Source organism: Rhizobium sp. OAE497 (assembly GCF_040546565.1).
GTDB lineage: Bacteria > Pseudomonadota > Alphaproteobacteria > Rhizobiales > Rhizobiaceae > Rhizobium.
Genome location: NZ_JBEPOA010000001.1, coordinates 1047717 through 1071232, shown reverse-complemented (window position 1 = coordinate 1071232; position 23516 = coordinate 1047717). Strand labels below are relative to the sequence as shown.

The following is a 23516-nucleotide window of genomic DNA, read 5'->3' as shown; positions in this document are numbered from 1 at the left end:
CGAGGATCTACGGCGTCGCAATACGGGAAGCGTTGCAGATCCTCGGGACAGGCCCGAGGATGACGGCGGGAGACAGGCTGGTCCTGTGCGGCCGGAAAACTCCGCAACGCCGTTTTCCATCTGGCGCGCCGCGCCTATCCTAGGGCCGGTTGCCCCTCGAACGGACGTTTGCCATGAAGGCCTATAATATCGAAGTCCTCCCGCAATCCGTTTCCGAGGAAGGGCCGCGTGGCGGTGGCTGGTGTTTCGGCCTGCCCCCTGGGATCGTCGAGGAGCAGTGGCCGCTCGATGCCAATACCGGCTATCCGCTGCAGCATGGTTTCACGCTGCTGTTGCCTCCGGAATATCGCGGCTTCGGACCTGATATCGTCGCCCTCTCCTTCTTCGGCAGTGCGCATGACGAAGACGAAGGGCGGGTTGGCGAGATCGCGGCGCTGGTCGCCGATGCCGACGCGAAGGAACCCAGCGACAGCGATCTCTATCCCTTCTGGATGAGCGAGAGGCTGAGCCATCCGCGGCTCTACCGGATCGCCGATTTCCTCGGGCGCTCGCATGCGGTGATCCTGCTCACCGAAGCGGAGTTCAACGCGCCCTTCTGCCAGCCGCCGCGGCTGAGGCCGAACAAGTATCGCGACCGCATCCGCCGCCCCGAATGGCTGGCGCGCGGCGCTGCCGCCGTCTATCTCGACGATCAGACCGAGAATTACGGCCTGCTGCAGATGCTCGGCAACACAGATCATGCCGACCTCTTCTACAACCGCGCTCTCGACGTCACGCCCCGCGCGGAAGACCCGAATGCCGGCATTGCGCCGCGCGACGAATGGGCAGCGGCGGAGACCGGCTACCAGGCCTTCTATTACTGGGAGGGCGACGAGGTGGAGGAAGAGAACTACCGCGAGCATGCCTGGGCGGTCGATCATCTTCCTGACCATATCGGCGGCTCGATGCGCCCGGCGCAGAACATTCCCGATATCAGCCCGTACTATATCGAGTTCGAGGAATATCTGGGGGGATTCAACTTCGGCGGCGGCAATGCCTGGCTGGACTTGCAGACAATGAGCTTCGACTGGGCGCAATAGGCGCCGGCACAAACGTTCAAGACCGCGCCACCGCCCTGATCTACCACTGCCCGGCAAGATGGAGATCAAAATGGCCGAGACCAAGACGTATAACGCTATCAATTTCGCCGAGAAACTCTCGAAATTCAGCGACCAGTGGCAGCCGCGGGTGATCGCGGAGCTGAACGACTACCAGTTCAAGATCGTCCGCATCGAGGGCGATTTCATCTGGCACGACCATCCGACGACCGACGAGGCATTCCTGGTGCTCGAGGGCGTGCTGCGGATCGATCTGCCCGACGGCGCAGTCTCGATCGGGCCGGGCGAAATGTATGTCGTGCCGAAGGGCGTCAAGCATAAGCCCTATGCCGCAGCCGAGGTGAAGATGCTGCTGATCGAGCCGCGCGGCACGCTGAACACCGGCGAGGAAGGCGGCGAGCGCACGGCAAAGAGCGATCTCTGGATCTGAGGAAAGCGGCTGGCGGAGAACCCCGCCAGCCTGCCGTTGCAGCTGATATCACCGCTCCTTCTGCATCTTGGCGATGGTGAGCGTTTCGTCGGCGCGGCCATAGCCGCCGTCGGCCACTTCGTCGACGAGGACCATCGTGTAGGGGCGCACGCCCTCGCCGAAATAGCCGACGAAGATGGCGGTGGTCTTGTGGATGAGGTCTTCCTTCTGCTCGGCGCTCATCGTTCCCTGCGGAACCTTGAAATTGGCGAATGGCATGGTCGTCTCCTTGGTTGGACCGGTTGATGCCCAGACGTTACGGCTGCGCGGCGCATACTTGAAATCGATAGTCGATATATGCATTCATCCATGTCATGGATTTGCACGGCATCGATCTCAACCTGCTCGTCGCCTTCGATGCGCTGATGCAGGAGCGCAGCGTCACCAAAGCAGGCATCCGCATCGGCCGGACGCAGCCGGCGATGAGCGCCGCGCTCTCCCGCCTCCGGGCGCTGTTTCAGGACGAGCTCTTCGTGCGCGGCGTGGATGGATTGCAGCCGACACCGCGGGCGGTGGATCTGGCGGGGCCGCTGCAGCAGGCTTTGTCGGCGATCCAGAGGACGCTGTCCTTCACGCAGAGCTTCGAGCCCGGCACGGCACGGCTCACCTTCACGCTCGGGCTTTCAGATCATCCGGCCTTCGTGCTGTTGCCGCAGCTTGTCCGGCGGCTGCAGGAGATCGCGCCCGGCGTCACGCTGCAGGTCCGTAACTTCAGCGCCCGCGACGACGCCGTCGACATGCTCGATTCAGGTGCAGCGGATGTGGCGATCGGCGTGCCCCCGGCATCGGCGGGCCGCATCCTCAGCCAGCCGCTATTCGAGGAGCGCTTCGTCTGCATCCTGCGCAGGGGACATCCGGCAGCCGAAGGGACACTCGATCTCGATACGTTCCTGACGCTCGGGCATCTGCTGGTTTCGCCGGAGAACGACCGGTTCGGGCATGTCGATACGGCGCTTGCGAAACAGGGCCTCAAGCGCCGGCTGGCGCTGACGCTGCCGCATATGTATGCGGCCCCTCTCCTCGTTGCGCAGTCCGACATGATCGCAACGCTGATGGCCGGTGTCGTCAAGGCATCCGGGCGGGAGAGCGATTTGCAGCTGCTGGAGCCGCCGGTCGAGCTGGCGCCCGTTCCCTTCGTCATGTCCTGGCACCGGCGCAACGACGCCCATCCGGCACAGCGCTGGTTTCGCGAGACGATTGCGGCACTGCCGGTTGCGGACGCTTCTCCAAAATGACACGGCCGCCGGATTGCTCCGGCGGCCGCTAATGCTGGTCTTGATGAAAATGTCTGTAATAAAAACTCAGGCTGCGCGGCGGTGCTGAACGGCCGGGGCGGCATGGGCAGCATTGCCGATGCGGAACCCGCGGATGAGGCCGAGCAGTTCGTCGGTATCGGCAGCCAGCGTTTCGGCCGAAGCGGTGGTTTCTTCCGCCATCGCCGCGTTCTGCTGGGTTGCCGCATCGAGCTGGTTCATCGAGGACGAGATCGAGCGCAGCGTGGTATCCTGTTCGGAGGCGCTGTGGGCGATCTTGGCGACGATTTCGTTGGCCGACTTGATCTGGTCGGAGATGCGCTTCAGGGCTTCACCTGCTTCACCGACCAGACGGACACCCTGGTCGACCTGGCTGGAGGAACGGGCGATCTGGTCCTTGATCTCCTTGGCGGCAGCGGCAGAGCGCTGGGCCAGTTCGCGGACTTCCTGAGCGACGACAGCGAAGCCCTTGCCGGATTCACCGGCACGCGCTGCTTCGACACCTGCGTTCAGAGCGAGCAGGTTGGTCTGGAAGGCGATCTCATCGATGACGCCGATGATCTTGCTGATCTCTTCGGACGACTTCTCGATGCCGCTCATGGCGGTGATCGCTTCGGTGACGACTGCATCGCTGCGGCTGGCTTCGGTGCTGACTTCGCGAACGCGCTGGCTGGCTTCGTGCGCACCCTCCGCCGTCTGGCGAACGGCGACGGTGAGCTCGTCGAGAGCGGCCGAGGTCTCTTCCAGGCTGGCGGCCTGGCGCTCGGTGCGCTGCGACAGTTCGTTCGAGGCGCGGCGGATTTCTTCCTTGGCGACGCCGATGTCACCGCCCTTGGCGCTGACCTTGGCCATCGCCGCTTCGAGATGCTGGAGAGCATCGTTGAAGTTGTGGCGGAGTGCAGCGTATTTCTGGCCGATATCGGCGCAACGGACGGTCAGGTCGCCGCGAGCGATCTGCTCGAGGGCTTCGCCGATCGTGGAGACGACGCGGGCCTGGGCCGAGGCTTCGTCCTGCTGACCGCGCAGGTTGGTCTCGCGCTCGGTTTCCAGCGCCAGGGCCTGAACCGCTTCGCGCTCAGCCATCGCATGGCGCTCGCGGATCTTTTCCTGCAGCGACTGGGTGGCCTTGGCCATCATGCCGATCTCGTTGTTCATGCCGGTATGCGGAATGACGACCGAGACATTCTCATCGGCAACGGCCTGCAGCGTCTTGTGGACGTCCTTGAGCGGACCGGAAATGCCGCGGATGACGACATAGGCAGCGATCACCGCGAGAACGAAGAGGATGAGGCTGGCAGTCAGGGCCTCAAAGACCTTGCCGCGGATCTGCGCGTCGAGATCGTCCATGTAGACGCCTGTTACAACCACGACCTTCCAGGGGTCGAAGGCGAGCGCATAGGCGGTCTTGCGGAAATCGCCGGCCGGCTGGCCGGGCTTGGCGGTCGAATAATATTCGACGAGGCCGCCGCCCTGCTGGCCGAGCTTGACCAGTTCTTCGCGGTAAAGCTTGCCCTTGCTATCCGGCTGGCCCTTGTTGAACTGGCCGACCTTCGAGGCGTCGTAGTGGAACATCATCTGGATGTCGTAGCTATAGCCGAAGAAATAGCCATCCGGATCGTATTTCATGGCGTTCAGCGTGGTGTAGGCCTGTTTCTGGGCGTCTTCCAGCTTCAGCTCACCGGAATCGACCTTCGCCTGGTACTGCTTGAGAACGGAGACAGCCGACTGGACCTCCGAACGGAGCATGTCGTAGCGCTCCTTATAGATCGCGTTGACCGAGGACCGGACCTGCAGCGTGGTGGCGATCGCAAAGGCGAGCATCAGGCCGGTAACCAGCAAAATCAGTTGTTTTGAAATCTGCAATTTTTTCATAATGCCCCGCAGCGGAAAAGGACGAAAAGGACTCCGGCGCGGTGTGATACCGCCTGTGTCAGCAGGTCTGGACGACCGCTTAAACCGCTGCTCAAGAACATGCAGCGGCCGGCAGGTGGACAATGGCATGCGAACGGCTAAAAAATCCTTAAAAATCAGTAGGCGTTCGCAGAAAAATCATTATAAATCATGAGCTTAACTCGATTCACCGGGCAAATGCCCGGTGATGTCAGGTCAGCGGATTTCGGATGCTTCGGCGGCCTGAAATCAGGCCGCGCGGCGTGCCGTTACCGGTGCGGCATGGGCAGCATTGCCGATGCGGAAGCCGCGGATCAGGCCGAGCAGCTCGTCGGTATCGGCAGCCAGCGTTTCGGCCGAAGCGGTTGTTTCTTCCGCCATCGCCGCATTCTGCTGGGTTGCAGCATCGAGCTGGTTGATCGAGGACGAGATCGAGCGCAGCGTCGAGTCCTGTTCGGACGCGCTGTGGGCGATCTTGGCGACGATTTCGTTGGCCGACTTGATCTGATCGGAGATGCGCTTCAGGGCCTCGCCTGCTTCACCGACCAGACGGACACCGTGGTCGACCTGGCTGGAGGAACGGGCGATCTGATCCTTGATTTCCTTGGCGGCAGCGGCCGAGCGCTGAGCCAGTTCGCGGACTTCCTGGGCGACAACCGCAAAGCCCTTGCCGGATTCACCGGCACGCGCCGCTTCGACACCTGCGTTGAGTGCGAGCAGGTTGGTCTGGAAGGCGATCTCATCGATGACGCCGATGATCTTGCCGATTTCGTCGGAAGACTTTTCGATGCCGCTCATCGCGGTGATCGCTTCGGTGACGACTGCATCGCTGCGGCTGGCTTCGGTGCTGACTTCGCGAACGCGCTGGCTGGCCTCGTGCGCACCTTCCGCGGTCTGGCGGACGGCAACGGTGAGCTCGTCGAGAGCGGCCGAGGTTTCTTCCAGGCTTGCGGCCTGACGCTCGGTGCGCTGCGACAGTTCGTTGGAGGCGCGGCGGATCTCTTCCTTGGCGACGCCGATGTCGCCACCCTTGGCGCTGACCTTGGCCATCGCAGCTTCGAGATGCTGCAGGGCGTCGTTGAAATTGTCGCGGAGTGCGGCGTATTTCTGGCCGATATCGCCACAGCGGACCGTCAGGTCGCCGCGGGCGATCAGTTCGAGCGCCTGGCCGATGGTGGTGACGACGCGCGTCTGGGCCAGGGCCTCGTCGCGCTGACCGCGCTGATTGGCTTCACGCTCGTTGTCGAGCGCCATCTGCTGGGCGGCTTCGCGCTCCGACATGGCGTGGCGTTCGCGCACCTTCTCCTGCAGCGAGCGGGTGGCGCGGGCCATCATGCCGACTTCGTTGTTGAGACCGGTATGCGGGATCGCGGCATCGACGCGCTCGTCGGCAACGGCTTCGAGAGCCTGATGCACATCCTTGAGCGGGCTGGAAATGCCGCGGATGAAGTAGAAGGCAGCGCCGATGCCGGCGAGGAAGACGATGCCGCAGGCAATCAGGGCCTTCCACATCGTTGCGTTGATCTGCGCCTGCAGGTCATCGAAATACACACCGCAGCCGACGACGAGCTGCCAGGGGGCGAAGGCCTTGGAATAGGCGCCCTTGAGGAAGACGTCACTGTCCGGCTGGCCGGGCTTGTTCCAGAAGTAGATGGTCTGGCCGCCGCCTGCCTTGCCCTTGTCGACCATTTCCTGGCTGAAGTGGGTGCCGCGCTTGTCGACCTGGCCGCTCATGTCCTTGCCGATATTGACCGGGCTCGGATGGAAGCGCTGGACGACGTCGTAATCGAAGCCGAAGACATAACCGGCCGGCTCGAACTTGACCTTGGAGAGAACCTTGAAGGCTTCAGCCTGGGCGGCCTCATGCGTCATCTCGCCGGACTGTTCGCGCTCGTAATAGGTATTGAGCACCGAAATGGCGCTTTCGACCTGCGTGCGCAGCAGATCGAAGCGGTCGTCATAGATCGACTGGGACGTGGTGCGGATCTGAAAATAGGTGGCAACGGCGAAGGCCGCCATGAGCACACCGACAAGAGCGAAAAGCTGGTGGGCAATCTTGAGCTTTTTCATAATTGTCTCGTGAAAGTGGTGAATTCGCAAAAACACCGGATCGGGTAAACTCCCGTCCTTTGCGCGTGTCACCACGCACTTTCAGCAAGCGCAATCATGCTCGCTCCGGTCCTCCGGTGGCTAGAATTATGGTCAATGGTTAAACGATGAATTAACGATATCGGGGCCGGGAACGGTCAATTATGAGTCCCGTTTTTTCGCATAAGCGCATGCGTTGCATGAGTAATTTATCATTCAATCAAAATAAAGAATGCGCCCCTGCTTCTCTCAGGAGCGCATTCAATCCGCGCTAAGCGGACCCCAGCGATCAAACCTTGACCGGATCAGGGGCAGGGAACTTGTGGCTGCTCAATCACGCAGCTTGAAATCAGAAATGTCCAACGGCGCGATTTGTTCCGCCGGAGCCGCCATGCCTGCCATAGCCGGCTTTGCGTCGAGGCCGATTACCGAGGTGGTGGAAGTCGGGTCGATGCCATCTGCGGGCGTTCCGGTCTTGTTGAAGGCCTGGACCACATCAGGCGTCGCCTTGGTGACGAAGACGACGGGCGAGCCGCCCATCCAGCCTTCCGTGCGGTAGAGCTTCTTCTGGCCGTCGATATCGCGCAGTTCGCTCGCCTGCAGCGCGCCCGGCGCCAGCGTCGGGACGGTGTAATCCTTCTTGCGCTCGGAAACGGCGAGCGGCGGGCAGCTGGTGCAGGTTTCCTTGAGGATGCTGCCATTGCCTTCCGGCGCGGAAGGACGCACGACATCGATGGACGATGCCATGGCCGAACCGGCGATAAGGGCGATTGCCGCACCGAGGATGAACTGACGCATGAACGCTACTCCGTCTGACTATGAACAGGAGAATAGCGCGTCTTTATTTCCATCCGGTCAGGGGAAAGGGTAAAAATTTAGCGAACTGACCCGATTTTGGGCCAGCCCTACGCCTTTTCGCGCTCGACTGCGCGCCAGCCGATGTCGCGGCGGCAGAAACCGTTGTCCCACTCGACCTGATCGAGCAGCGCATAGGCATGGCGCTTGGCGTCGCTGACGCTTTCGCCCGTGGCCGTGACGTTCAGTACGCGGCCGCCGGTGGCGACCAGCTGGCCGTCCTTCAGCGCCGTACCGGCGTGGAAGACCTTGGCCCCCTCGCCTGCCGCCGGCAGCGAGCCGATCGGCGTGTTCTTGTCGTAGGCGCCCGGATAGCCCTTGGAGGCCATGACGACGGTCAGAGCCGGATCATCGCTCCATTCGGCGGAGACCTGATCGAGCGTGCCATCGGCGCAGGCAAGCAGCAGCGGCAGCAGATCGCTCTTCAGGCGCATCATCAGCACCTGGCATTCCGGATCGCCGAAGCGGACATTGTATTCGATGAGTTCCGGGCCCTTGGCGGTGATCATCAGACCGGCAAAGAAGACGCCCTGGAAGGGATAGCCGCTCTCGGCCATGCCGCGCATCGTCGGCTCGATGATTTCCTTCATCGTGCGCTCGACCATTTCCGACGTCATGACCGGCGCCGGGGAATAGGCGCCCATGCCGCCGGTATTGACGCCGGTGTCACCCTCGCCGACGCGCTTGTGATCCTGCGCCGTTGCCAGCGCCAGCGCATGCTTACCGTCCGAGAGGCAGAAGAAGCTTGCCTCCTCGCCATCGAGATAGGCCTCGACCACGACTTCGGCACCGGCAGCGCCGAATGCGCCTTCGAAACAGTCGTCGACGGCGGCGAGCGCCTCATCGACGGTCATCGCCACGGTGACGCCCTTGCCGGCTGCCAGGCCATCGGCCTTGACGACGATCGGCCCGCCCTGCTCGCGGATATAGGCCTTGGCCTTCGGGGCATTGTTGAAGCGCTGATAGGCGCCGGTCGGGATGTCGTAGCGGGCGCAGATATCCTTGGTGAAACCCTTGGAGCCCTCAAGCTGGGCAGCGGCGGCCGACGGACCGAAAACCTTGAAGCCGGCAGCACGCAGCGTATCGGAGAGACCGGCGACGAGCGGCGCTTCCGGGCCGACGACGACGAAATCGATCGCCTTTTCGCGGCAGAAGGCGACGACGGCATCCTGGTCTTCGGTGTTGACGGCAACGAGCGTCGCATGCTCGGCGATACCGGGATTGCCAGGCGCGGCATAGAATTCCGTCAGCAGCGGCGACTGCGCCAGCTTCCAGGCGAGAGCGTGCTCGCGGCCACCCGAACCGATCAACAGAACCTTCATGCCCGATCCTTTCCGTTTTCCGCTTGGCGGTTAAGGGGCGGGAGGCGAAAGGTCAAGTGTTGGAGGGCTGATCGATGGCGTAATCGCCGAGGTTCTGCCGTGTGGCCCCCTCATCCGCCCTTCGGGCACCTTCTCCCCCAGGGGAGAAGGTGGCCCGTTAGGGCCGGATGAGGGGGCTGCCCGGTAGAACGCGCACTACCACCCCCCGCCACCACCGCCGCCTCCGCCGCCGCCCGAGGAACCGCCGCCGCCGGAGAAGCCGGAGGAGGAGCTGGAGGGTGGTGGGGATGGGATGGTCGAGGCGATGGTGGAGGCCATCGAGGAGGAGAAGCCGCCGATGCGATCGGAGAAGCTGCCGCTGTTGAAATTGCCGGAATACCAGGCCGGGCTATAGGCAACCGCGCCGGCTGCGGCGGCCGCCAGCCAGGTTTCGAAGGTCTGGCTCCAGGGCTTTTCGACGCCGAGCGCCACCGCATAGGGCAAGAGCTTCTCGAAATGCTGCGGCGACATCTCCGGCGCGCCCGCCATGTTCATGCGGTCCTTCTCGGCGAGCGTCAGATATTGCCTGAGGCCATCGATGCCATCCATCATTTTGGCGCCGAGCATGGTGGGCGCGCCCATGATGAAGACATAGAGCATGTTGAGGAAGACGATGCCGCCGACGGCAAAGAGCATCGGCGTTTCGTGAAACTCCATCAGCGACGAGAATAGCGCCAGCGCCAATGAGGAGACGATCGAGAAGCCGATGAAACCGGCAATGCCGATCGCCACGACCGACATGATCTTGGCGCCGAGCGAATGGCCGCGCCTGAACGACTTGGCAAAACCGGCGACGAAGAGCGAGAGGAAGGCGACGACGGCGATCGGGACGATCATCAGCGCGATCGTATCCGGCTGCAGCGAGCCGAAGACGAAGAGGATGATCAGCACCGCGACGCTGAGCACGACGCCGCCGATCACATAGCCGGTATTGGCGTTGTAATATTTGCCGCGATGCTCGCGCTCGATGGCGGATCGGAAATTCTGGCCGACGGATTTGACCCGTTCGCCATTGGCCTTGTCGATGGTCAGCGATCCGCGGCTGCCGACGGCGTTCAGCAGGCTCGCCTCGCCCGCCTCGAACTTCTGGCCGACGTTGGGTTTGTCGGTGCGGCGGATGACGATCGACTGCTTTAGATCCTCGAGTACGACGAAGCCGCGCACCGCAAGGTTCAGAGCCGTGGCCGACAGCGCCGTCCAGCCCTGGCCGGAGAAGCCCTTGTTATCGATGTAATTGACGAGCGCCGGCGAGATATTGTCGGGCGCATCCCAGCGCGGCACGACGACGCCGCGGGCCGGATCGCGCCCGACCTTCAGCCAGGAGCGGGTGTAATAGAGGAAGACGAGGATGAGACCGCCGAAGCCGATGAAATAATCGCGGTTATCCTTCAGCCACCACATGTTCTGATCGGATGAGCTCGGCGGATCGATGGCGCCCTTCGGGAACTTGACGGCAATCGTCAGGCCCTCTTGCGCATTCAGCGGCTGCGTCGTCGAGAAGACGGGGCGGGTGTTGCTGCCGGAGACGCGGGCGTTCCTGTCCTTCGCGCCGAGCGGGCCGGTGAAGACATTGGTGTCGGTGGCGGTCACACCTTCCGGCAGATTGACGGTTGCCGTCGCCGCCATGATCGGGAAGATCCAGCCATTGCCGGTGACGTTCCAATAGAGCTCGTCATGATCGGGGAAATAGCGGATCTGCCGGTTCGTCTTGTAGGTGAAGACATATTGATGGCGGCCGGGCGAGAGCATCACGTCTTCCGAGCCCGCATAGATGCGGATGCCGCCGGTGATCGATTCCGTTTTCCAGGGCTCGTCCTGGCCGTCGCGGGTGACCGAGACGACGTCGAAATCGACGCTGCGGAGGCGGCCGTTCTCATCGGTGAAGGTCAGCGGGAAATCGCGGAAGATGCCGCGGCGGATGCGGTTGCCTTCGGCATTGACGGTGATGGTCTCGGCCACCGTCATCGCCCCGCTCTTTTCCAGCCGGATATCAGAATTGAAGGAGGAGATGATCTCGGCGCCAAGTGCCGTGCGCACCGTCAGCGCCATGAAGAGCGCCAGGCACACACCGAAAGACCGCAGGATCATTCCACCCCTCCCCGATCGCGGCAGCTGCCGCTTTGCTATCTCAACTTTCGTTGGCGTAGGTGACGCCGAGTGCTGCGAGCATGCGCCAATAGGCGGGAACCGTCTTGCCGACGCAATCCGGATCCAGAATGGTGATGCCGTCGATCTTCAGGCCCGCCAGCGCAAAGCTCATGGCGATGCGGTGATCGGCGAAGGTGTCGATCGCGGCAGGCAGATGCTGGCCGGCGAGATCAGGATCGGCATTGACGATCAGGTCGTCGCCTTCCTCGCGGGCGAGATCGGCACGGATCTGCGTCAGGCCGGTCGACAGCGCGCGGATGCGGTCGCATTCCTTGACCCGCAGGTTGGCAATGCCGACGAAGCGAACGGGCGTATTGTTGAAGGCAGCGAGAACGGCGAGCGTCGGCACCGCATCCTGCATCTGCGAGCCGTCGATTTCGGCCGGCAGGTTCGGGAACCTGGCGATGATGTCGTAGGCCTTGGCATCCGGCTGGGTGAAGGCGGCGTTGGGCACGCCGAGATCGATCTTTCCGCCGGTCAGCACTTCGGCCGCCCAGAAATAGGTCGCGGCGGAGGCATCGGGCTCGATGACGAAATCGACGGCGGTATAGCCTGTTGGTTCGACCTGCCAGGTGACGGGGCTGGTCTTTTCGACCTTGGCGCCGAACGCACGCATCGCCGCCGTCGTCAGGTCGATATAGCCGAGTGCGCCGATATCCTCGCCGAGCAGTTCGATGGTGACGGGCTTGCTGCCACCGGCGGCCATCATCAGGAGGGCCGAGACATACTGGCTGGAAAGGCCGCCATCGATCTCGATGCGGGTGGCGTCGAAAGTGCCGGTGCCGTTGATCTTGACGGGCGGGCAGCCGGTTTCGGTGCTGGCATCGATGCCGAGCGTGCGCAGCGCATCGACGAGCGGGCCGATCGGGCGCTTGCGCATATGCTGGTCGCCATCGACGATGACGGTGCCATCGACGAGTGCGGCAGCGGCCGTCAGGAAGCGGGTGGCGGTGCCGGCATTGCCGAGAAACAGCGGCTCCTTCGGCGGCCGAAGCTTGCCGCTGCCCGTCACCACGAAGCTCGTATCATCGGGCTCGTCGATCTTGACGCCCATGGCGCGCAGGGCCTCGGCCATATAGCGGGTATCGTCGCTCTTCAGCGCGCCGGTCAGCCGGCTGGTGCCCTTGGCGAGACCGGCCAGCAGCAGCGCCCGGTTGGTGATCGACTTCGAGCCCGGCGCCACGGCGCGCCCTTCGAGCGGAGCCTTGACCGGGATGATCGTGAGTTTCTTGTCTGTACCCATTACGCTGTATTCCATCCATTGCGCTGCAGCCGTGACCGGCCCTGCTCATAGCAGCTTTTGCGCAAAGACAAACGTCAGAATTTGACCTGCGGGACGGCGCGATCCGCCTCGTTGGTGATCTCGAAATAGTCCTTCTTCTGGAAACCGAACTGACCGGCGACCAGATTGGACGGGAAGCTCTCGACCTTGACGTTCAGATCGCGGGCAGCACCGTTATAATAACGGCGGGCCATCTGGATTTCGCTTTCCATGGTTTCCAGCGAGCTCTGCAGCTCGGCAAAATTCGCGTTCGCCTTCAGATCCGGATAGGCTTCGGCAAGCGCGATGACACGCCCGAGTGCGGCCCCAAGCAGACCTTCCGCCTGCGCCCTGCCGGCCACATCGCCCGAAGGCACGGCCTGCGCCTTGTTGCGCAATGCCACGACTTCTTCCAGCGTGGTCTTCTCGTGGGTGGCATACCCCTTCACCGTCTCGATCAGGTTCGGGATCAGATCCGCACGGCGCTTCAGCTGCACATCGATACCCGACCAGGCCTCCTCCGCCATCTGCCGGGCCCGCACGAGGCCGTTATAGACGAAGATGGCGTAGAGGGCGATCAGTACGATCAAGCCGAGAATGATATACATCGCGAATCCCCCGCAACGGAAATAGAGTTGCGGCGAGACTATGCATGTTGCGAAGAATTGTCATCCGGGAACTCACGCGATCGTGAGCTCCCTAAAGCGGTGATTTATGCGGCGTCTTTCGCGAGGTTGACCCCACCAGCATCCGTCAGCAGGAAGGCTTCGCCGCAGGCCTTGGCGAGCGTGCGGACGCGCAGGATGTAGCCCTGGCGTTCGGTGACCGAGATGACGCCGCGGGCGTCGAGCAGGTTGAAGACGTGGGACGCCTTGATGCACTGGTCGTAGGCCGGGAAGACGCATTTGTGGAGGCGCTGGTTGTCGGCATCGCCGGGGGCGCCGGCGGCGAGCAGCGCCTGGCATTCCTTCTCGGCATCGATGAAGTGGCGGTGCAGCATCTCGGTATTGGCGAATTCGAAGTTGTGGCGGGAATATTCCTGCTCTGCCTGCAGGAAGACTTCGCCATAGCTGATCTTCTCGTCGCCTTCGCGGCCGTTGAAGTTCAGGTCGTAGACATTGTCGACGCCCTGGACATACATGGCGAGGCGCTCGAGGCCGTAGGTCAATTCGCCGGCAACCGGCGCGCATTCGATGCCGCAGACCTGCTGGAAATAGGTGAACTGCGAGACTTCCATGCCGTCGCACCAGCACTCCCAGCCGAGACCCCAGGCGCCGAGTGTCGGGCTTTCCCAGTCGTCCTCGACGAAGCGGATGTCATGCAGCAGCGGATCGAGACCGATGGCAGCGAGCGAGCCGAGATAGAGTTCCTGCAGGTTCGGCGGGTTCGGCTTCAGGATGACCTGATACTGGTAATAGTGCTGCAGGCGGTTCGGGTTTTCGCCGTAGCGGCCGTCCGACGGGCGGCGCGACGGCTGCACATAGGCGGCCTTCCACGGCTTCGGGCCAAGGGCACGCAGCGTGGTTGCCGGATGGAAGGTACCGGCGCCGACTTCCATGTCGTAGGGCTGCAGAACCGCACAACCCTTGTCCGCCCAGTAATTATGCAGGGTCAGGATCAGCGCCTGGAAGGAGCGCTTCGGATTCATATGGTCGGGGATCGATGCAGACATGGGAATTCACCGTTGCTTATTTTGCCGGGACAGGTGCCACGGCGGGGGACAAGGGTCAATAGATAACGTATGATCGCAATGGTTTCGAACGGATACAGGCCATGAACGTCAAGACCACAGTGACGCTATCGGATGAAGACCTCCGCTTTGCCGAGGAGCTGGTGGAAGCCGGGCGCTTTCCGAGCGTCTCCGATGTGATCGGCGAAGGGCTGGCGCGGCTGCGGCTTGAAGAGAGCGGCGAGGACGATCCGGTTGCGGGGATGGCGGATGAAATCCGGCGGCGGATGGAATTGCCGCGGGATCAGTTCATCAACATGGAAGACGACGACCTCTTCGAGCGCGTCCGCAAACGGCTGAACTCCAGGCCCGCGCGATGAGCGAACGCTACCGCCTGCGTTATCACCCAGGCGCGACCGACGATCTCTTCAATATTTTCACGCTGATCGAAGACTATGCTGGCACGGATATCGCCAACCGGAAGTTTTCCGAGATCGAACGGGTGACGAAAAGCCTGGTCGACTTTCCGTATAAGGCAGCCCCTCGGGACGAGGTTTGTCAGGGACTTCGCATCATTCCGGCCGCCGAAAAGGCGGTCATCTGCTTCACGATCGACGAAGCTGACAAGTCCCTTCTTATATTGGCGATCGGCTATGCCGGTTCGGACTGGGAAGCACGCGTGAAAGAGCGGCGCTAAGGCGCCTACTCATCCTCGCGCTTCACCCGGTACTCCCCGGTCACCGGATCCTTCACCAGCGTGCCGACGGCGCCGGTCTGGCGTTCCCTTTCGGTGCGGCGGGATTTTTCCTGGAGGCGCTGGGCGTCGGAGATGAAGCGGCGGTAGAGCCACCAGCCGGCGCATATCAGGATTGCAATCGTAACAAGCTGCGCCATGGCCCCCTCGCCTATCTCTTCTTATAGCCCGTAGCGGCTCCACAATGCCTTTTCTTCGGCGGTTTCGACAAGTCCCGCGGCAAGACCTGATGCCGCACCTTCGAGCGACATGGTGGAGATGCCGGGAACGCGGCGGCCGAAGAGGCCTCGGGCGGCGGTGACGAGCTCCAGCTTCGTCTTGTGGCCGTAGCGCTTCTTCAATTCCTGGCGCATGTCGCCGAGGCCGTCGATGAGGCCGAGTTCGAGGCCGCGGGTGCCGGTCCAGAAGAGGCCGGAGAAGACGGTCGCGTCATCCTTCAATTTGCCGGCGCGGCGTTCGCGCACCATCGAAATGAAGACCTGGTGGATTTCGAGCTGCAAGGTCTTCAGATACTCGATGTCCTTTTCCTTCTCCGGCTGGAACGGATCGAGGATCACCTTGTTTTCGCCGGCGGTATAGACGCGGCGCTCGACGCCGATCTTCTTCAGGAGTTCCGGAAAGCCGAAGCCGCCGGAGACCACGCCGATCGAGCCGACGATCGAGGTCGGATCGGCGATGATCTCGTCACCGGCGAGCGCGATCATGTAGCCGCCGGACGCGGCGACATCCTCGACGAAGACGAGCACCTTCTTCTGCTTTTCGCGCGCCAGCTCGCGGATACGGGTGAAGATCAGGCGTGACTGGACCGGCGAGCCGCCGGGCGAATTGATCGAGATCGCCACAGCCGGCGCATCCTTGGCGGAGAAAGCCTTTTCCAGCATCGGGGCGACCGAGGCCAGATTCAGCGCCGGGCGGAACTGGTTGCCGCCGCTCATGATGGCGCCCTGCAGCCTGACGACGGGGATCACCACCCCTTCCTTGCGGAAGCGCTTCGGCATCAGCTTTCTCAAAAATCCGGCCATTTCAAATCCTTCTTCGCATTTCGGCGTCGCAATCCATGTATGCAGCGCAACGGCAAACACAATGGGAGAGCGCCGAAAACCGCTTCAGAATTACCGGAAAAACGCACACTCCATTTTCTTGTTGCGAATGACTTGCATTATCATTCTAATCGGTCATAGTGCCAATATAAGCAACAGGTGGAAATGACATGGATGTTTTGAATCCGCAGAGAAAAGGCGGCTGGCGGTATGAACGCCAGGAAGCCTCGCTCTCCGACGTCTATCGCAGCGTCAATACGAGACGAGACGGATCGAAACTCCGCAGGATCGCCGCCTTTGCAGGTCCGGGCTACATGGTCGCCGTCGGCTACATGGATCCCGGCAACTGGGCGACGTCGCTCGCCGGTGGCTCGAAGTTCGGCTATGCGCTGCTGACGGTGGCGCTGCTTTCCAACCTGATGGCGATCGTGCTGCAGTCTCTCTGCGCCCGCCTGGCGATCGGTTCCGGCCGCGATCTGGCACAGGCCTGCCGCGATGCGTTTCCGAAATGGGTTTCCATTCCGCTCTGGGCCTTTGCCGAGATCGCCATCATCGCCACCGATATCGCCGAGGTGATCGGCACGGCGATCGGTCTCAACCTGATCTTCGGCGTGCCGCTGGAGCTCGGCGTGCTGATCACCGCGCTCGACGTTTTCCTCATCCTCTATCTGCAGAAGATGGGCTTCCGCTGGGTCGAGGCCTTCATCATCACCCTGCTCGGCGTCATCGCGCTCTGCTTCGGCGTACAGATCCTGCTTGCCGATCCGCAATGGGGCGCGGTTCTCAAGGGCTTCTTCCCGACGACGGAGATCGTCACCAATCCGGAAATGCTCTACCTGGCGCTCGGCATTCTCGGCGCAACCGTGATGCCGCATAATCTCTACCTGCATTCAGGCATCGTGCAGACGCGCGACTTCGGCCACACGCTGCCGGAAAAGCGCGAGGCGCTTACCTTCGCGACGATCGACTCGACGGTTGCGCTGTGTTTCGCGCTGCTGATCAACGCCTCGATCCTGATCCTGGCGGCAGCCGCCTTCAACGCCAACGGCCAGACCAATATCGTCGAACTCGGCGAAGCGCATTCGCTGCTGGCGCCGCTGCTCGGCCTCGCCATCGCGCCGACGCTGTTCGGCATCGCGCTGCTCTGCTGCGGCCTGAATTCGACGGTGACGGCAACGCTTGCCGGCCAGATCGTCATGGAAGGCTTCATCAAGATGAAGGTCCAGCCATGGGTGCGCCGCCTGATCACCCGGGCGATCGCCATCATCCCCGCCGCCTTCGTCACCATCTGGTATGGAGATGCGGGGACTGCAGAACTGCTGATCCTGACGCAGGTCGTGCTCAGCCTGCAGCTGTCCTTCGCCGTCTTCCCGCTGGTGATGTTCACCGCCAGCAAGGCAAAGATGGGCGAGCTCGTCGCTCCCCGCTGGCTCTCGGCGATCGCCTATCTGATCGCGATCGTCATCGCCGGACTGAACATCAAGCTGCTCTTCGACTTCGTGACCGGCTAAAGCCGCTCATAGGCCGCGCGGCCATTGTTCAGATCGTCGACGAAGGGGGAGAACTTGTGGCTTCCCTCTTCGTGCATGATCAGCGGTGCGCGCAGCGACAGCCGCGCACGCGAACCCTTGATCGCCGTCAGCAGGATGCGCACCGCGTTTTCGCCCTGGCGGGGATGGATGGCGGTGATTTCGATGCCGCCGAAGCGGCGGCCGCAGGCGGCGATGATCTCGGCGATCGATTCCGGACGGGCGATCAGCGACAGCTGGCCGCCGGGGATCATGATGGCGCCGGCGGTGCGGATCCAGCTTTCGAACAGTCCCTCGGTCATCGCATGCGCCTCCGCCTTCAAGGCGTCGGGCGTCTTGCGGTCGCCAGCGTCGTTAAAGGGCGGGTTCATGATGACGTGGTGGAAAACCTCATCGGAAAGGCCGGCATCGTTGCGGGCCTTGGCAGTCAGCGTCACATCGGCCTCGATGACCGAGACGCGCCCGGCCATATGGGCGTTCTCCGGCAGAGCGATGCTGCGGCGGGCATAATCCGCCATCTCCGCCGAGCGTTCAAAGAGGACGGCTTCCGCCTTCGGCAGCCGCGAAGCAACGGCAAGACCGGCCGCACCGGCACCGGCGCCGAGATCGGCAACCCTGACCGGCCTCTCATCCGCGACCAGGGCTGCGAGCAGCATCGCATCCATGCCAGACCGGTGCCCCCTGCCCTTCGGCTGGACGATGTGGAAGCCGCCGCGGTGGAAGGCATCGATCGTTTCGGAAACCGGGCTCGTCATCGGCTCACTTTTCCGCGCGCAGCTCGTCGGCCAGACCGGCATCGGTGAGGATGCGGCGGGCCTGAACGGCTCGCTCGTCATCGACAAGCAGGCGGCGCGGCAGCATGCCGAGCGAACCCTCCAGAATGCTCATGCCCTGATCGGCTACGAAGCAGTGAATTCCGGCATCCTTTAACAGGCTCTGCGCAAACGAGAGCAGGACGGGATCGTTGGCACGGATAAGTTCATGCATTTGCGGTCAATTCCGTTTCAAATTTGCGCTACGCGACAATTCACCCCTTGCCGCTTCTGCCGCCCCTTTCTATTGTCAAATTCAAAGAGTGAACAGGAGTCCGGGTCGTTGGGCGTGGTCATACCGCTTGAAGAAAGCAAAAACAAACTGGCATCCGTCAAGCCGCTGGTCGATTTGACAAAGGCGGACATGGAGCGGGTCAACCAGCTTATCCTTTCGAAGGCCGGTTCCGACGTGCAGATGATCCCGGAGGTGGCCAACCACCTGATCTCCTCCGGCGGCAAGCGCCTGCGCCCGATGCTGACGCTCGCCTCGTCCTGTCTGTTCGGCTACAAGGGCGAAAACCACATCAAGCTCGCGACCTCGGTCGAGTTCATGCATACGGCGACGCTTCTGCATGACGACGTGGTTGATGAAAGCGATCTGCGCCGCGGCAAGTCGACGGCCCGCACCATCTGGGGCAACCAGGCCAGCGTCCTCGTCGGCGACTTCCTGCTCGGCCAGGCCTTCCGCATGATGGTCGATGTCGGCTCGCTCGATGCGCTCGACGTTCTCTCGTCCGCTGCCTGCGTCATCGCCGAGGGCGAAGTGCTGCAGCTTTCGGTCGCCAAGAACATGGAAACGACCGAGGACGACTATCTCTCCGTCATCCGCGCCAAGACGGCGGCGCTCTTTGCGGCAGCCGCCGAAGTCGGCCCGATCGTTGCCGATGCCGGCAAGTCCGGCCGCAACGCGATGAAGTCCTACGGCATGAATCTCGGCCTCGCCTTCCAGCTGGTCGACGATGCGCTGGATTACGGCGGCAAGGCTGCCGATCTCGGCAAGAATGTCGGCGACGATTTCCGCGAAGGCAAGATCACGCTTCCCGTCATCCTCGCCTACCGCCGCGGCACGCAGGAAGAGCGTGCCTTCTGGCGCGATGCGATCGAGGGCGGCAACAGCAGCGATGCGAACCTTGAAAAGGCCCTCGGCCTGATCACCAAATACGGCACGCTGAACGATACGATCGCCCGGGCGGTCCACTATGGCACGATCGCGCGCGACGCTCTGGCGCCGCTTCCCGATACGTCCTGGAAATCGGCCATGATGGAAGTCATCGACTTCTGCATCGAGCGCGTGAACTAATCAAAGGTCTTTGATCGCGGGCTGATTTTGTTGCAGGGCCGCTTCAAAAAAGCCATCCTGTTGTGAATCAGTCATTGCAACTGATTTCGCAGCCGGAGGTTTGCTGGCTGCATTGAAGAGAGGTTTTCTAATGCGGCAGAGATTTGCCATCCGTCTTCTTTCGAGCGCAGCCCTTGCAGCCGTTCTTTCGTTCGGCGCATTGACCGGCGCGCATGCGGAAGACGCGGCCAAGCCCGACGACGCCAGCAAGACCGTGATGTTCGACCCGGATACGGTTTCCACCTTCTCCGGCGCTTTCCTCGCTGCCCGCACCGCCGATGTCGACCACGACTACAAGACGGCGATCGAACTCTACAAGAAGGCACTGCAGATCGAGCCCGGAAATCCGGAAATCCGCCAGCGCCTGATGATCTCGCTGCTGCTCAGCGGCGATTTCAAGGAAGGCGTCAAATACGCCAACGAGCTGAAGCTCGACCCGAGCATCGAGCGCGTGACCACGGTCGTGCGTTCGATGGATGCCGTCAGCCGCGGCGACTACAAGGGCGCCGAAGCGATCCTGAAATATGACGGTCCGAACGATCTCGACCGGATGATGAACGACCTGCTGTCGGCCTGGGCGCGTCTCGGCGCGGGACGCGGCAAGGAAGCCTTGGCGATGGTCGAGAAGATGAAGGGACCGGACTGGTTCCGCATCTTCCAGAACTACCATGCCGGCGCGATCGCCATCGTCAACGGCAATGTCGCCTCTGCCCGCAAGCATCTGAACGACGCCGTGCTCGACAAGGATGGCGGCGCCACGGCGCCCGATACCTTCATGCGCTCGATCATGGCGCTTGCCCGCCTGGAGGCATCGCAGGGCAACAAGCAGAAGGCGCTGGACGCGATCTCCGTCGGCGACAACCTGCTGCCGAACTACGCACCGCTGAAGGCACTGCGCCAGAGCATCGAAAGCGGCGAGAAGCCGAAGCAGCAGGTCGAGAATGCCGCGCAGGGTGCGGCCGCCGTGCTGTTCTCCGTCGGCGCCGCGCTGAACCGGGATGGCGCCGAAGACATCGTCTCGCTCTACCTGCAGACCGCCAATGCGCTCGACCCCGACAGCGCCGATACGCTGGTCCTGCTCGGCGGCATTGCCGAGAAGCAGGAACAGATGGACCGCGCCATCGAATTCTACCAGAAGGTTCCGGCGGATTCGCCGATGCGCCGCATCTCCGAACTGCAACTCGGCCTGGCGCTCGCCCAGGGCGGCAAGGTGGAAGAGGCCCGCAAGCATCTGCAGCAGCTGATCGCCTCCGACCCGAAGGATATTCGCAGCTACCTCGCCTATGGCAGCGTTCTTTCCGACGCCAAGGACTATCCGGCCATGGCAGAGAATTACGACAAGGCCGTCGAGGCGATCGGCTCCCTGCCGGGCCGCGCCGACTGGACCGTGTTCTTCCAACGCGGCATTGCCTATGAGCGCCTGAAGAAGTGGGATCAGGCCGAGCCGAACTTCCGCAAGGCGCTGGAGCTCAATCCGGACCAGCCGCAGGTTCTGAACTATCTGGGCTATTCCTGGATCGACATGAACAAGAATCTCGACGAAGGCCTGACGATGATCAAGAAGGCCGTCGATCTCAGACCTGACGACGGCTACATCATCGATTCGCTGGGCTGGGCCTACTACCGGCTCAACCGCTTCAACGATGCCGTGGCCGAGCTCGAAAAGGCCGCCGAAATCAAGGCCGGCGACGCGACGATCAACGATCACCTCGGCGATGCCTACTGGCATGTCGGCCGCAAGCTCGAGGCCGTCTATCAGTGGAACCGGGCGCTGAACTCGCAGCCCGAGGAAGCCGAGATCCCGAAGATCAAGGACAAGATCGCCAACGGCCTGAAGCCGGAGAACGACGAGGCCAAGTCTGCCGACAAGAAGCAGCCGGACCCGGCGCCGGTGACCCCGCCGCCCGTCGACAAGAAGTCCTGATAACGGATGCCGGATGCGGAGAGCCGCCGTTTCACGGTGACTGAAGACGCGCCTGCGAAAATCAATCTGGCCCTGCATGTGACGGGCGAGAGAGACGACGGCTACCATCTGCTCGACATGCTGGTGACCTTCACCAGTCACGGCGACCGGCTGAGCTTCACCGCCGCCGATGCCGACGGCTTCACGATCGGCGGGCGTTTTGCCGGCGATCTCGGCGGCGATCCCGGCAGCAATCTCGTTCTCAAGGCACGAGATCTTCTGCGGCAGGCCGTGCTTGCCCAGGGCGGCCATGCGCCCGCGGTTTCCATCCATCTCGACAAGAACCTGCCGGTTGCCTCCGGGATCGGCGGCGGCTCGGCGGATGCGGCTGCGGCGCTGCGCGGGCTTCAGCGTTTCTGGAACGTGCGGGTGCCGGCCGATATCCTTTCGGCGCTCGCCCTGCAGCTTGGCGCCGATGTGCCGATGTGCCTGGAAAGCCGCCCGCTGATTGCCCGGGGGATCGGCGAGGAGATCGAGCGGGTCGCGCTGCCACGGCTCTTTTTGGTGCTCGCCAATCCGCTGAAGGGCGTCTCGACGCCGCAGATCTTTCGCGCGCTGGCACAGAAGAACAACCGGCCGCTCGATCTTTCGCCCGGCGGCTGGATGCGGGTGATCGAGGCCAATCGCAACGACCTCGAGCCGCCGGCGCGCAGCCTGACGCCCGAGATTGCCGAGATTTCGGCCCTGCTTGCCGGGAGCGGCGCCGATCTGGTGCGCATGTCCGGCTCCGGCGCCACCTGCTTTGGCCTCTTCCCTTCCCTGCAGGCGGCAGAGGCCGCCGCCCAACAGCTTCACAGCCAGCGGCCGGACTGGTATTTCCAGGCAACGGAAACTGTTTCGGGAGAGTGACATGCCTGGCATAGACGAGAACCGGCCATTCATTCCCGTCGGCATCGCCGTGCTGACCGTCTCCGATACCCGCACGCTCCAGGACGACAAGTCGGGCGACACGCTCGCTGGCCGCATCGTTGAGGCCGGCCACAGACTGGTCGACCGCGCCATCGTGCGGGACGACAAGCAGGCGATCGCGGCGCGGGTGAAGGCGTGGACGCAGACCGATGGCATCGACGTCGTCATCACCACCGGCGGGACCGGCTTTACCGGCCGCGACGTGACGCCCGAGGCATTGGAGCCGCTGTTCGAAAAGCGCATGGACGGCTTTTCGGAAGTCTTCCACCGGATTTCCTACGACAAGATCGGCACATCGACGATCCAGTCCCGCGCCACGGCCGGCGTTGCCAACGCCACCTTCATCTTCGTGCTGCCCGGCTCGCCCGGCGCCTGCAAGGATGCCTGGGACGGGATCCTGAAGGCGCAGCTCGACTACCGGCACATGCCCTGCAATTTCGTGGAGATCATGCCGCGGCTCGACGAGCACCTGAAGCGCGGCGGCTGATTCTATCTGGCGGCGCGCGCCACCCAGGAAGGAATCAATTCACTGGAAAGCTGCCTGAGCTTCTGGCCCTTCGGGAATTCCGAGAGCCGCATGCCGCTCCTTGCCGAGGCGACCGCCTGTTTCTTGGGGACAAGATAGGCAAGCTCCAGCGGCGGCAAGGCACGGCCGACCCGCTGCAGGAACGGACGTCGGTAGGCGCGCGAGGCGGTGAAGCGGGCGGGCAGTTTGTTCAGCGCCACATATTCGGCGATCTCGTCGATCCAGCCCGCCTGCGGGCGCGCACCCGGCTCGACGAAGAGCAGCCACTCGCCCCGGGCCGAGCGCAATATGTCCTTGATATCCCATTGCGAATGGAAACGGCAGCCGGCAGCATCCGCCACCCGAGAGGTGCCGTCGCGCGAGCCGTGATCGAGCACCACGACATCACTTACAAGCCCTTCGACCGCGCCCGCGACCAGCACCGATAAAGTCTGCGCCAGCTCAGGTTCCTGATCCTGGCACTCCAGAACAACCGTCAACATTGCCTATTTATAATGCGCCGCACAAAATTTTGCCAGCGCGACTTTCCTCATTTTGTTCTTGCATTGTTCTC

At 62.7% G+C, this 23516-nt stretch carries 24 protein-coding genes; 10 read left to right on the top strand and 14 right to left on the bottom strand.

Going from position 1 to position 23516, the window contains the following annotated elements:
- The first annotated feature begins 173 nt into the window (after positions 1-173).
- Both ABIE40_RS05465 and ABIE40_RS05460 read left to right on the top strand, forming a co-directional pair.
- A complete protein-coding gene (locus ABIE40_RS05465; RefSeq protein ID WP_199626542.1) occupies positions 174-1079 on the top strand; it encodes a hypothetical protein in 906 nt (301 codons plus the stop codon).
- A gap of 70 nt (positions 1080-1149) precedes the next feature.
- Positions 1150-1527: a cupin domain-containing protein gene (locus ABIE40_RS05460; RefSeq protein ID WP_199626540.1), complete on the top strand. Its 378-nt coding sequence runs from the start codon at positions 1150-1152 to the stop codon at positions 1525-1527.
- Between the two features lie 48 nt (positions 1528-1575).
- Here the strand turns inward: ABIE40_RS05460 and ABIE40_RS05455 are convergent, their stop codons facing one another.
- Positions 1576-1785, bottom strand: coding sequence for a tautomerase family protein (locus ABIE40_RS05455; protein ID WP_112719292.1), 210 nt, complete (start codon positions 1783-1785; stop codon positions 1576-1578).
- Positions 1786-1880: 95 nt separating this feature from the next.
- On the opposite strand from ABIE40_RS05455, the gene ABIE40_RS05450 reads away from it, so the two are divergent.
- Positions 1881-2801, top strand: coding sequence for a LysR family transcriptional regulator (locus ABIE40_RS05450; protein WP_199626538.1), 921 nt, complete (start codon positions 1881-1883; stop codon positions 2799-2801).
- A gap of 66 nt (positions 2802-2867) precedes the next feature.
- Here the strand turns inward: ABIE40_RS05450 and ABIE40_RS05445 are convergent, their stop codons facing one another.
- The 8 genes from ABIE40_RS05445 to ABIE40_RS05410 all read right to left on the bottom strand — a co-directional run bounded on the left by ABIE40_RS05445 (position 2868) and on the right by ABIE40_RS05410 (position 14094).
- Positions 2868-4691, bottom strand: coding sequence for a methyl-accepting chemotaxis protein (locus ABIE40_RS05445; RefSeq protein WP_199626536.1), 1824 nt, complete (start codon positions 4689-4691; stop codon positions 2868-2870).
- Between the two features lie 267 nt (positions 4692-4958).
- On the bottom strand, positions 4959-6779 hold the full coding sequence (locus ABIE40_RS05440; RefSeq protein WP_199626528.1) for a methyl-accepting chemotaxis protein: 1821 nt from the start codon (positions 6777-6779) through the stop codon (positions 4959-4961).
- Positions 6780-7127: 348 nt separating this feature from the next.
- Positions 7128-7595: a plant virulence effector HPE1-like domain-containing protein gene (locus ABIE40_RS05435; protein ID WP_112719274.1), complete on the bottom strand. Its 468-nt coding sequence runs from the start codon at positions 7593-7595 to the stop codon at positions 7128-7130.
- A 107-nt stretch (positions 7596-7702) separates the two neighbouring features.
- A complete protein-coding gene (gene purD / locus ABIE40_RS05430) occupies positions 7703-8974 on the bottom strand; it encodes a phosphoribosylamine--glycine ligase (protein ID WP_199626523.1) in 1272 nt (423 codons plus the stop codon).
- A 195-nt stretch (positions 8975-9169) separates the two neighbouring features.
- The gene (locus tag ABIE40_RS05425; RefSeq protein ID WP_199626522.1) at positions 9170-11101 is read right to left on the bottom strand and encodes a DUF2207 domain-containing protein; all 1932 of its coding nucleotides are present in this window, start codon (positions 11099-11101) and stop codon (positions 9170-9172) included.
- Between the two features lie 40 nt (positions 11102-11141).
- Positions 11142-12404: a 3-phosphoshikimate 1-carboxyvinyltransferase gene (aroA, locus tag ABIE40_RS05420; protein ID WP_199626521.1), complete on the bottom strand. Its 1263-nt coding sequence runs from the start codon at positions 12402-12404 to the stop codon at positions 11142-11144.
- Between the two features lie 74 nt (positions 12405-12478).
- Positions 12479-13030: a LemA family protein gene (locus ABIE40_RS05415; protein WP_199626520.1), complete on the bottom strand. Its 552-nt coding sequence runs from the start codon at positions 13028-13030 to the stop codon at positions 12479-12481.
- Between the two features lie 104 nt (positions 13031-13134).
- Positions 13135-14094 (bottom strand): glycine--tRNA ligase subunit alpha, encoded by a 960-nt coding sequence (locus tag ABIE40_RS05410; protein ID WP_112719098.1) that lies wholly within the window; start codon positions 14092-14094, stop codon positions 13135-13137.
- Between the two features lie 101 nt (positions 14095-14195).
- On the opposite strand from ABIE40_RS05410, the gene ABIE40_RS05405 reads away from it, so the two are divergent.
- Together ABIE40_RS05405 and ABIE40_RS05400 are read left to right on the top strand one after the other, a co-directional pair.
- Positions 14196-14471, top strand: a complete 276-nt coding sequence (locus ABIE40_RS05405) for a ribbon-helix-helix domain-containing protein (protein ID WP_112719099.1) — start codon at positions 14196-14198, stop codon at positions 14469-14471.
- Positions 14468-14788 carry a type II toxin-antitoxin system RelE/ParE family toxin gene (locus ABIE40_RS05400; protein ID WP_199626519.1) on the top strand — a complete coding sequence of 107 codons (321 nt, stop codon included), beginning with the start codon at positions 14468-14470 and terminating at the stop codon, positions 14786-14788. Before ABIE40_RS05405 ends, ABIE40_RS05400 begins: the two co-directional genes overlap by 4 nt.
- A gap of 5 nt (positions 14789-14793) precedes the next feature.
- Here ABIE40_RS05400 and ABIE40_RS05395 read toward each other — a convergent pair whose 3' ends face one another.
- Positions 14794-14985, bottom strand: a complete 192-nt coding sequence (locus ABIE40_RS05395; protein WP_112719101.1) for an NfeD family protein — start codon at positions 14983-14985, stop codon at positions 14794-14796.
- Positions 14986-15006: 21 nt separating this feature from the next.
- Entirely contained in the window at positions 15007-15867 is an 861-nt protein-coding gene (locus ABIE40_RS05390) for a S49 family peptidase (RefSeq protein ID WP_199626518.1), read from the bottom strand.
- A 188-nt stretch (positions 15868-16055) separates the two neighbouring features.
- Here ABIE40_RS05390 and ABIE40_RS05385 point away from each other — a divergent pair, with 188 nt between their 5' ends.
- The gene (locus ABIE40_RS05385; RefSeq protein ID WP_199626517.1) at positions 16056-17396 is read left to right on the top strand and encodes an Nramp family divalent metal transporter; all 1341 of its coding nucleotides are present in this window, start codon (positions 16056-16058) and stop codon (positions 17394-17396) included.
- Here the strand turns inward: ABIE40_RS05385 and ABIE40_RS05380 are convergent.
- Both ABIE40_RS05380 and ABIE40_RS05375 read right to left on the bottom strand, forming a co-directional pair.
- Positions 17393-18169 carry a tRNA1(Val) (adenine(37)-N6)-methyltransferase gene (locus ABIE40_RS05380; RefSeq protein ID WP_199626516.1) on the bottom strand — a complete coding sequence of 259 codons (777 nt, stop codon included), beginning with the start codon at positions 18167-18169 and terminating at the stop codon, positions 17393-17395. The two genes, ABIE40_RS05385 and ABIE40_RS05380, sit on opposite strands and share 4 nt — an antisense overlap.
- 4 nt (positions 18170-18173) lie before the next feature.
- Positions 18174-18401: a putative signal transducing protein gene (locus tag ABIE40_RS05375; RefSeq protein ID WP_112719104.1), complete on the bottom strand. Its 228-nt coding sequence runs from the start codon at positions 18399-18401 to the stop codon at positions 18174-18176.
- 108 nt (positions 18402-18509) lie between these two features.
- Between ABIE40_RS05375 and ABIE40_RS05370 the strand changes: the two genes are divergently transcribed.
- From ABIE40_RS05370 to moaB, 4 genes are all read left to right on the top strand, one after another.
- On the top strand, positions 18510-19526 hold the full coding sequence (locus tag ABIE40_RS05370; RefSeq protein WP_199626515.1) for a polyprenyl synthetase family protein: 1017 nt from the start codon (positions 18510-18512) through the stop codon (positions 19524-19526).
- Positions 19527-19656: 130 nt separating this feature from the next.
- A complete protein-coding gene (locus ABIE40_RS05365; RefSeq protein ID WP_199626514.1) occupies positions 19657-21489 on the top strand; it encodes a tetratricopeptide repeat protein in 1833 nt (610 codons plus the stop codon).
- A gap of 6 nt (positions 21490-21495) precedes the next feature.
- Positions 21496-22377: a 4-(cytidine 5'-diphospho)-2-C-methyl-D-erythritol kinase gene (locus ABIE40_RS05360; protein WP_199626513.1), complete on the top strand. Its 882-nt coding sequence runs from the start codon at positions 21496-21498 to the stop codon at positions 22375-22377.
- A 1-nt stretch (position 22378) separates the two neighbouring features.
- Positions 22379-22924, top strand: coding sequence for a molybdenum cofactor biosynthesis protein B (moaB, locus tag ABIE40_RS05355; RefSeq protein WP_199626512.1), 546 nt, complete (start codon positions 22379-22381; stop codon positions 22922-22924).
- 2 nt (positions 22925-22926) lie between these two features.
- Here moaB and ABIE40_RS05350 read toward each other — a convergent pair whose 3' ends face one another.
- The gene (locus ABIE40_RS05350) at positions 22927-23445 is read right to left on the bottom strand and encodes a glycosyltransferase family 2 protein (protein ID WP_199626511.1); all 519 of its coding nucleotides are present in this window, start codon (positions 23443-23445) and stop codon (positions 22927-22929) included.
- Positions 23446-23516: the final 71 nt, after the last annotated feature.

Excerpts from the sequence above, each read along its gene's own strand:
- purD (WP_199626523.1), bottom strand. The coding sequence starts at position 8,974 with ATGAAGGTTCTGTTGATCGGTTCGGGTGGCCGCGAGCACGCTCTCGCC.
- ABIE40_RS05385 (WP_199626517.1), top strand. The coding sequence starts at position 16,056 with ATGGATGTTTTGAATCCGCAGAGAAAAGGCGGCTGGCGGTATGAACGC.
- ABIE40_RS05350 (WP_199626511.1), bottom strand. The coding sequence starts at position 23,445 with ATGTTGACGGTTGTTCTGGAGTGCCAGGATCAGGAACCTGAGCTGGCG.
- ABIE40_RS05400 (WP_199626519.1), top strand. The coding sequence starts at position 14,468 with ATGAGCGAACGCTACCGCCTGCGTTATCACCCAGGCGCGACCGACGAT.
- ABIE40_RS05390 (WP_199626518.1), bottom strand. The coding sequence starts at position 15,867 with ATGGCCGGATTTTTGAGAAAGCTGATGCCGAAGCGCTTCCGCAAGGAA.
- ABIE40_RS05380 (WP_199626516.1), bottom strand. The coding sequence starts at position 18,169 with ATGACGAGCCCGGTTTCCGAAACGATCGATGCCTTCCACCGCGGCGGC.
- ABIE40_RS05405 (WP_112719099.1), top strand. The coding sequence starts at position 14,196 with ATGAACGTCAAGACCACAGTGACGCTATCGGATGAAGACCTCCGCTTT.
- ABIE40_RS05415 (WP_199626520.1), bottom strand. The coding sequence starts at position 13,030 with ATGTATATCATTCTCGGCTTGATCGTACTGATCGCCCTCTACGCCATC.
- ABIE40_RS05375 (WP_112719104.1), bottom strand. The coding sequence starts at position 18,401 with ATGCATGAACTTATCCGTGCCAACGATCCCGTCCTGCTCTCGTTTGCG.
- ABIE40_RS05410 (WP_112719098.1), bottom strand. The coding sequence starts at position 14,094 with ATGTCTGCATCGATCCCCGACCATATGAATCCGAAGCGCTCCTTCCAG.
- ABIE40_RS05425 (WP_199626522.1), bottom strand. The coding sequence starts at position 11,101 with ATGATCCTGCGGTCTTTCGGTGTGTGCCTGGCGCTCTTCATGGCGCTG.
- ABIE40_RS05465 (WP_199626542.1), top strand. The coding sequence starts at position 174 with ATGAAGGCCTATAATATCGAAGTCCTCCCGCAATCCGTTTCCGAGGAA.
- ABIE40_RS05450 (WP_199626538.1), top strand. The coding sequence starts at position 1,881 with ATGGATTTGCACGGCATCGATCTCAACCTGCTCGTCGCCTTCGATGCG.
- ABIE40_RS05365 (WP_199626514.1), top strand. The coding sequence starts at position 19,657 with ATGCGGCAGAGATTTGCCATCCGTCTTCTTTCGAGCGCAGCCCTTGCA.
- aroA (WP_199626521.1), bottom strand. The coding sequence starts at position 12,404 with ATGGGTACAGACAAGAAACTCACGATCATCCCGGTCAAGGCTCCGCTC.
- ABIE40_RS05440 (WP_199626528.1), bottom strand. The coding sequence starts at position 6,779 with ATGAAAAAGCTCAAGATTGCCCACCAGCTTTTCGCTCTTGTCGGTGTG.
- ABIE40_RS05360 (WP_199626513.1), top strand. The coding sequence starts at position 21,496 with ATGCCGGATGCGGAGAGCCGCCGTTTCACGGTGACTGAAGACGCGCCT.
- ABIE40_RS05460 (WP_199626540.1), top strand. The coding sequence starts at position 1,150 with ATGGCCGAGACCAAGACGTATAACGCTATCAATTTCGCCGAGAAACTC.
- ABIE40_RS05435 (WP_112719274.1), bottom strand. The coding sequence starts at position 7,595 with ATGCGTCAGTTCATCCTCGGTGCGGCAATCGCCCTTATCGCCGGTTCG.
- ABIE40_RS05395 (WP_112719101.1), bottom strand. The coding sequence starts at position 14,985 with ATGGCGCAGCTTGTTACGATTGCAATCCTGATATGCGCCGGCTGGTGG.
- ABIE40_RS05455 (WP_112719292.1), bottom strand. The coding sequence starts at position 1,785 with ATGCCATTCGCCAATTTCAAGGTTCCGCAGGGAACGATGAGCGCCGAG.
- moaB (WP_199626512.1), top strand. The coding sequence starts at position 22,379 with ATGCCTGGCATAGACGAGAACCGGCCATTCATTCCCGTCGGCATCGCC.
- ABIE40_RS05445 (WP_199626536.1), bottom strand. The coding sequence starts at position 4,691 with ATGAAAAAATTGCAGATTTCAAAACAACTGATTTTGCTGGTTACCGGC.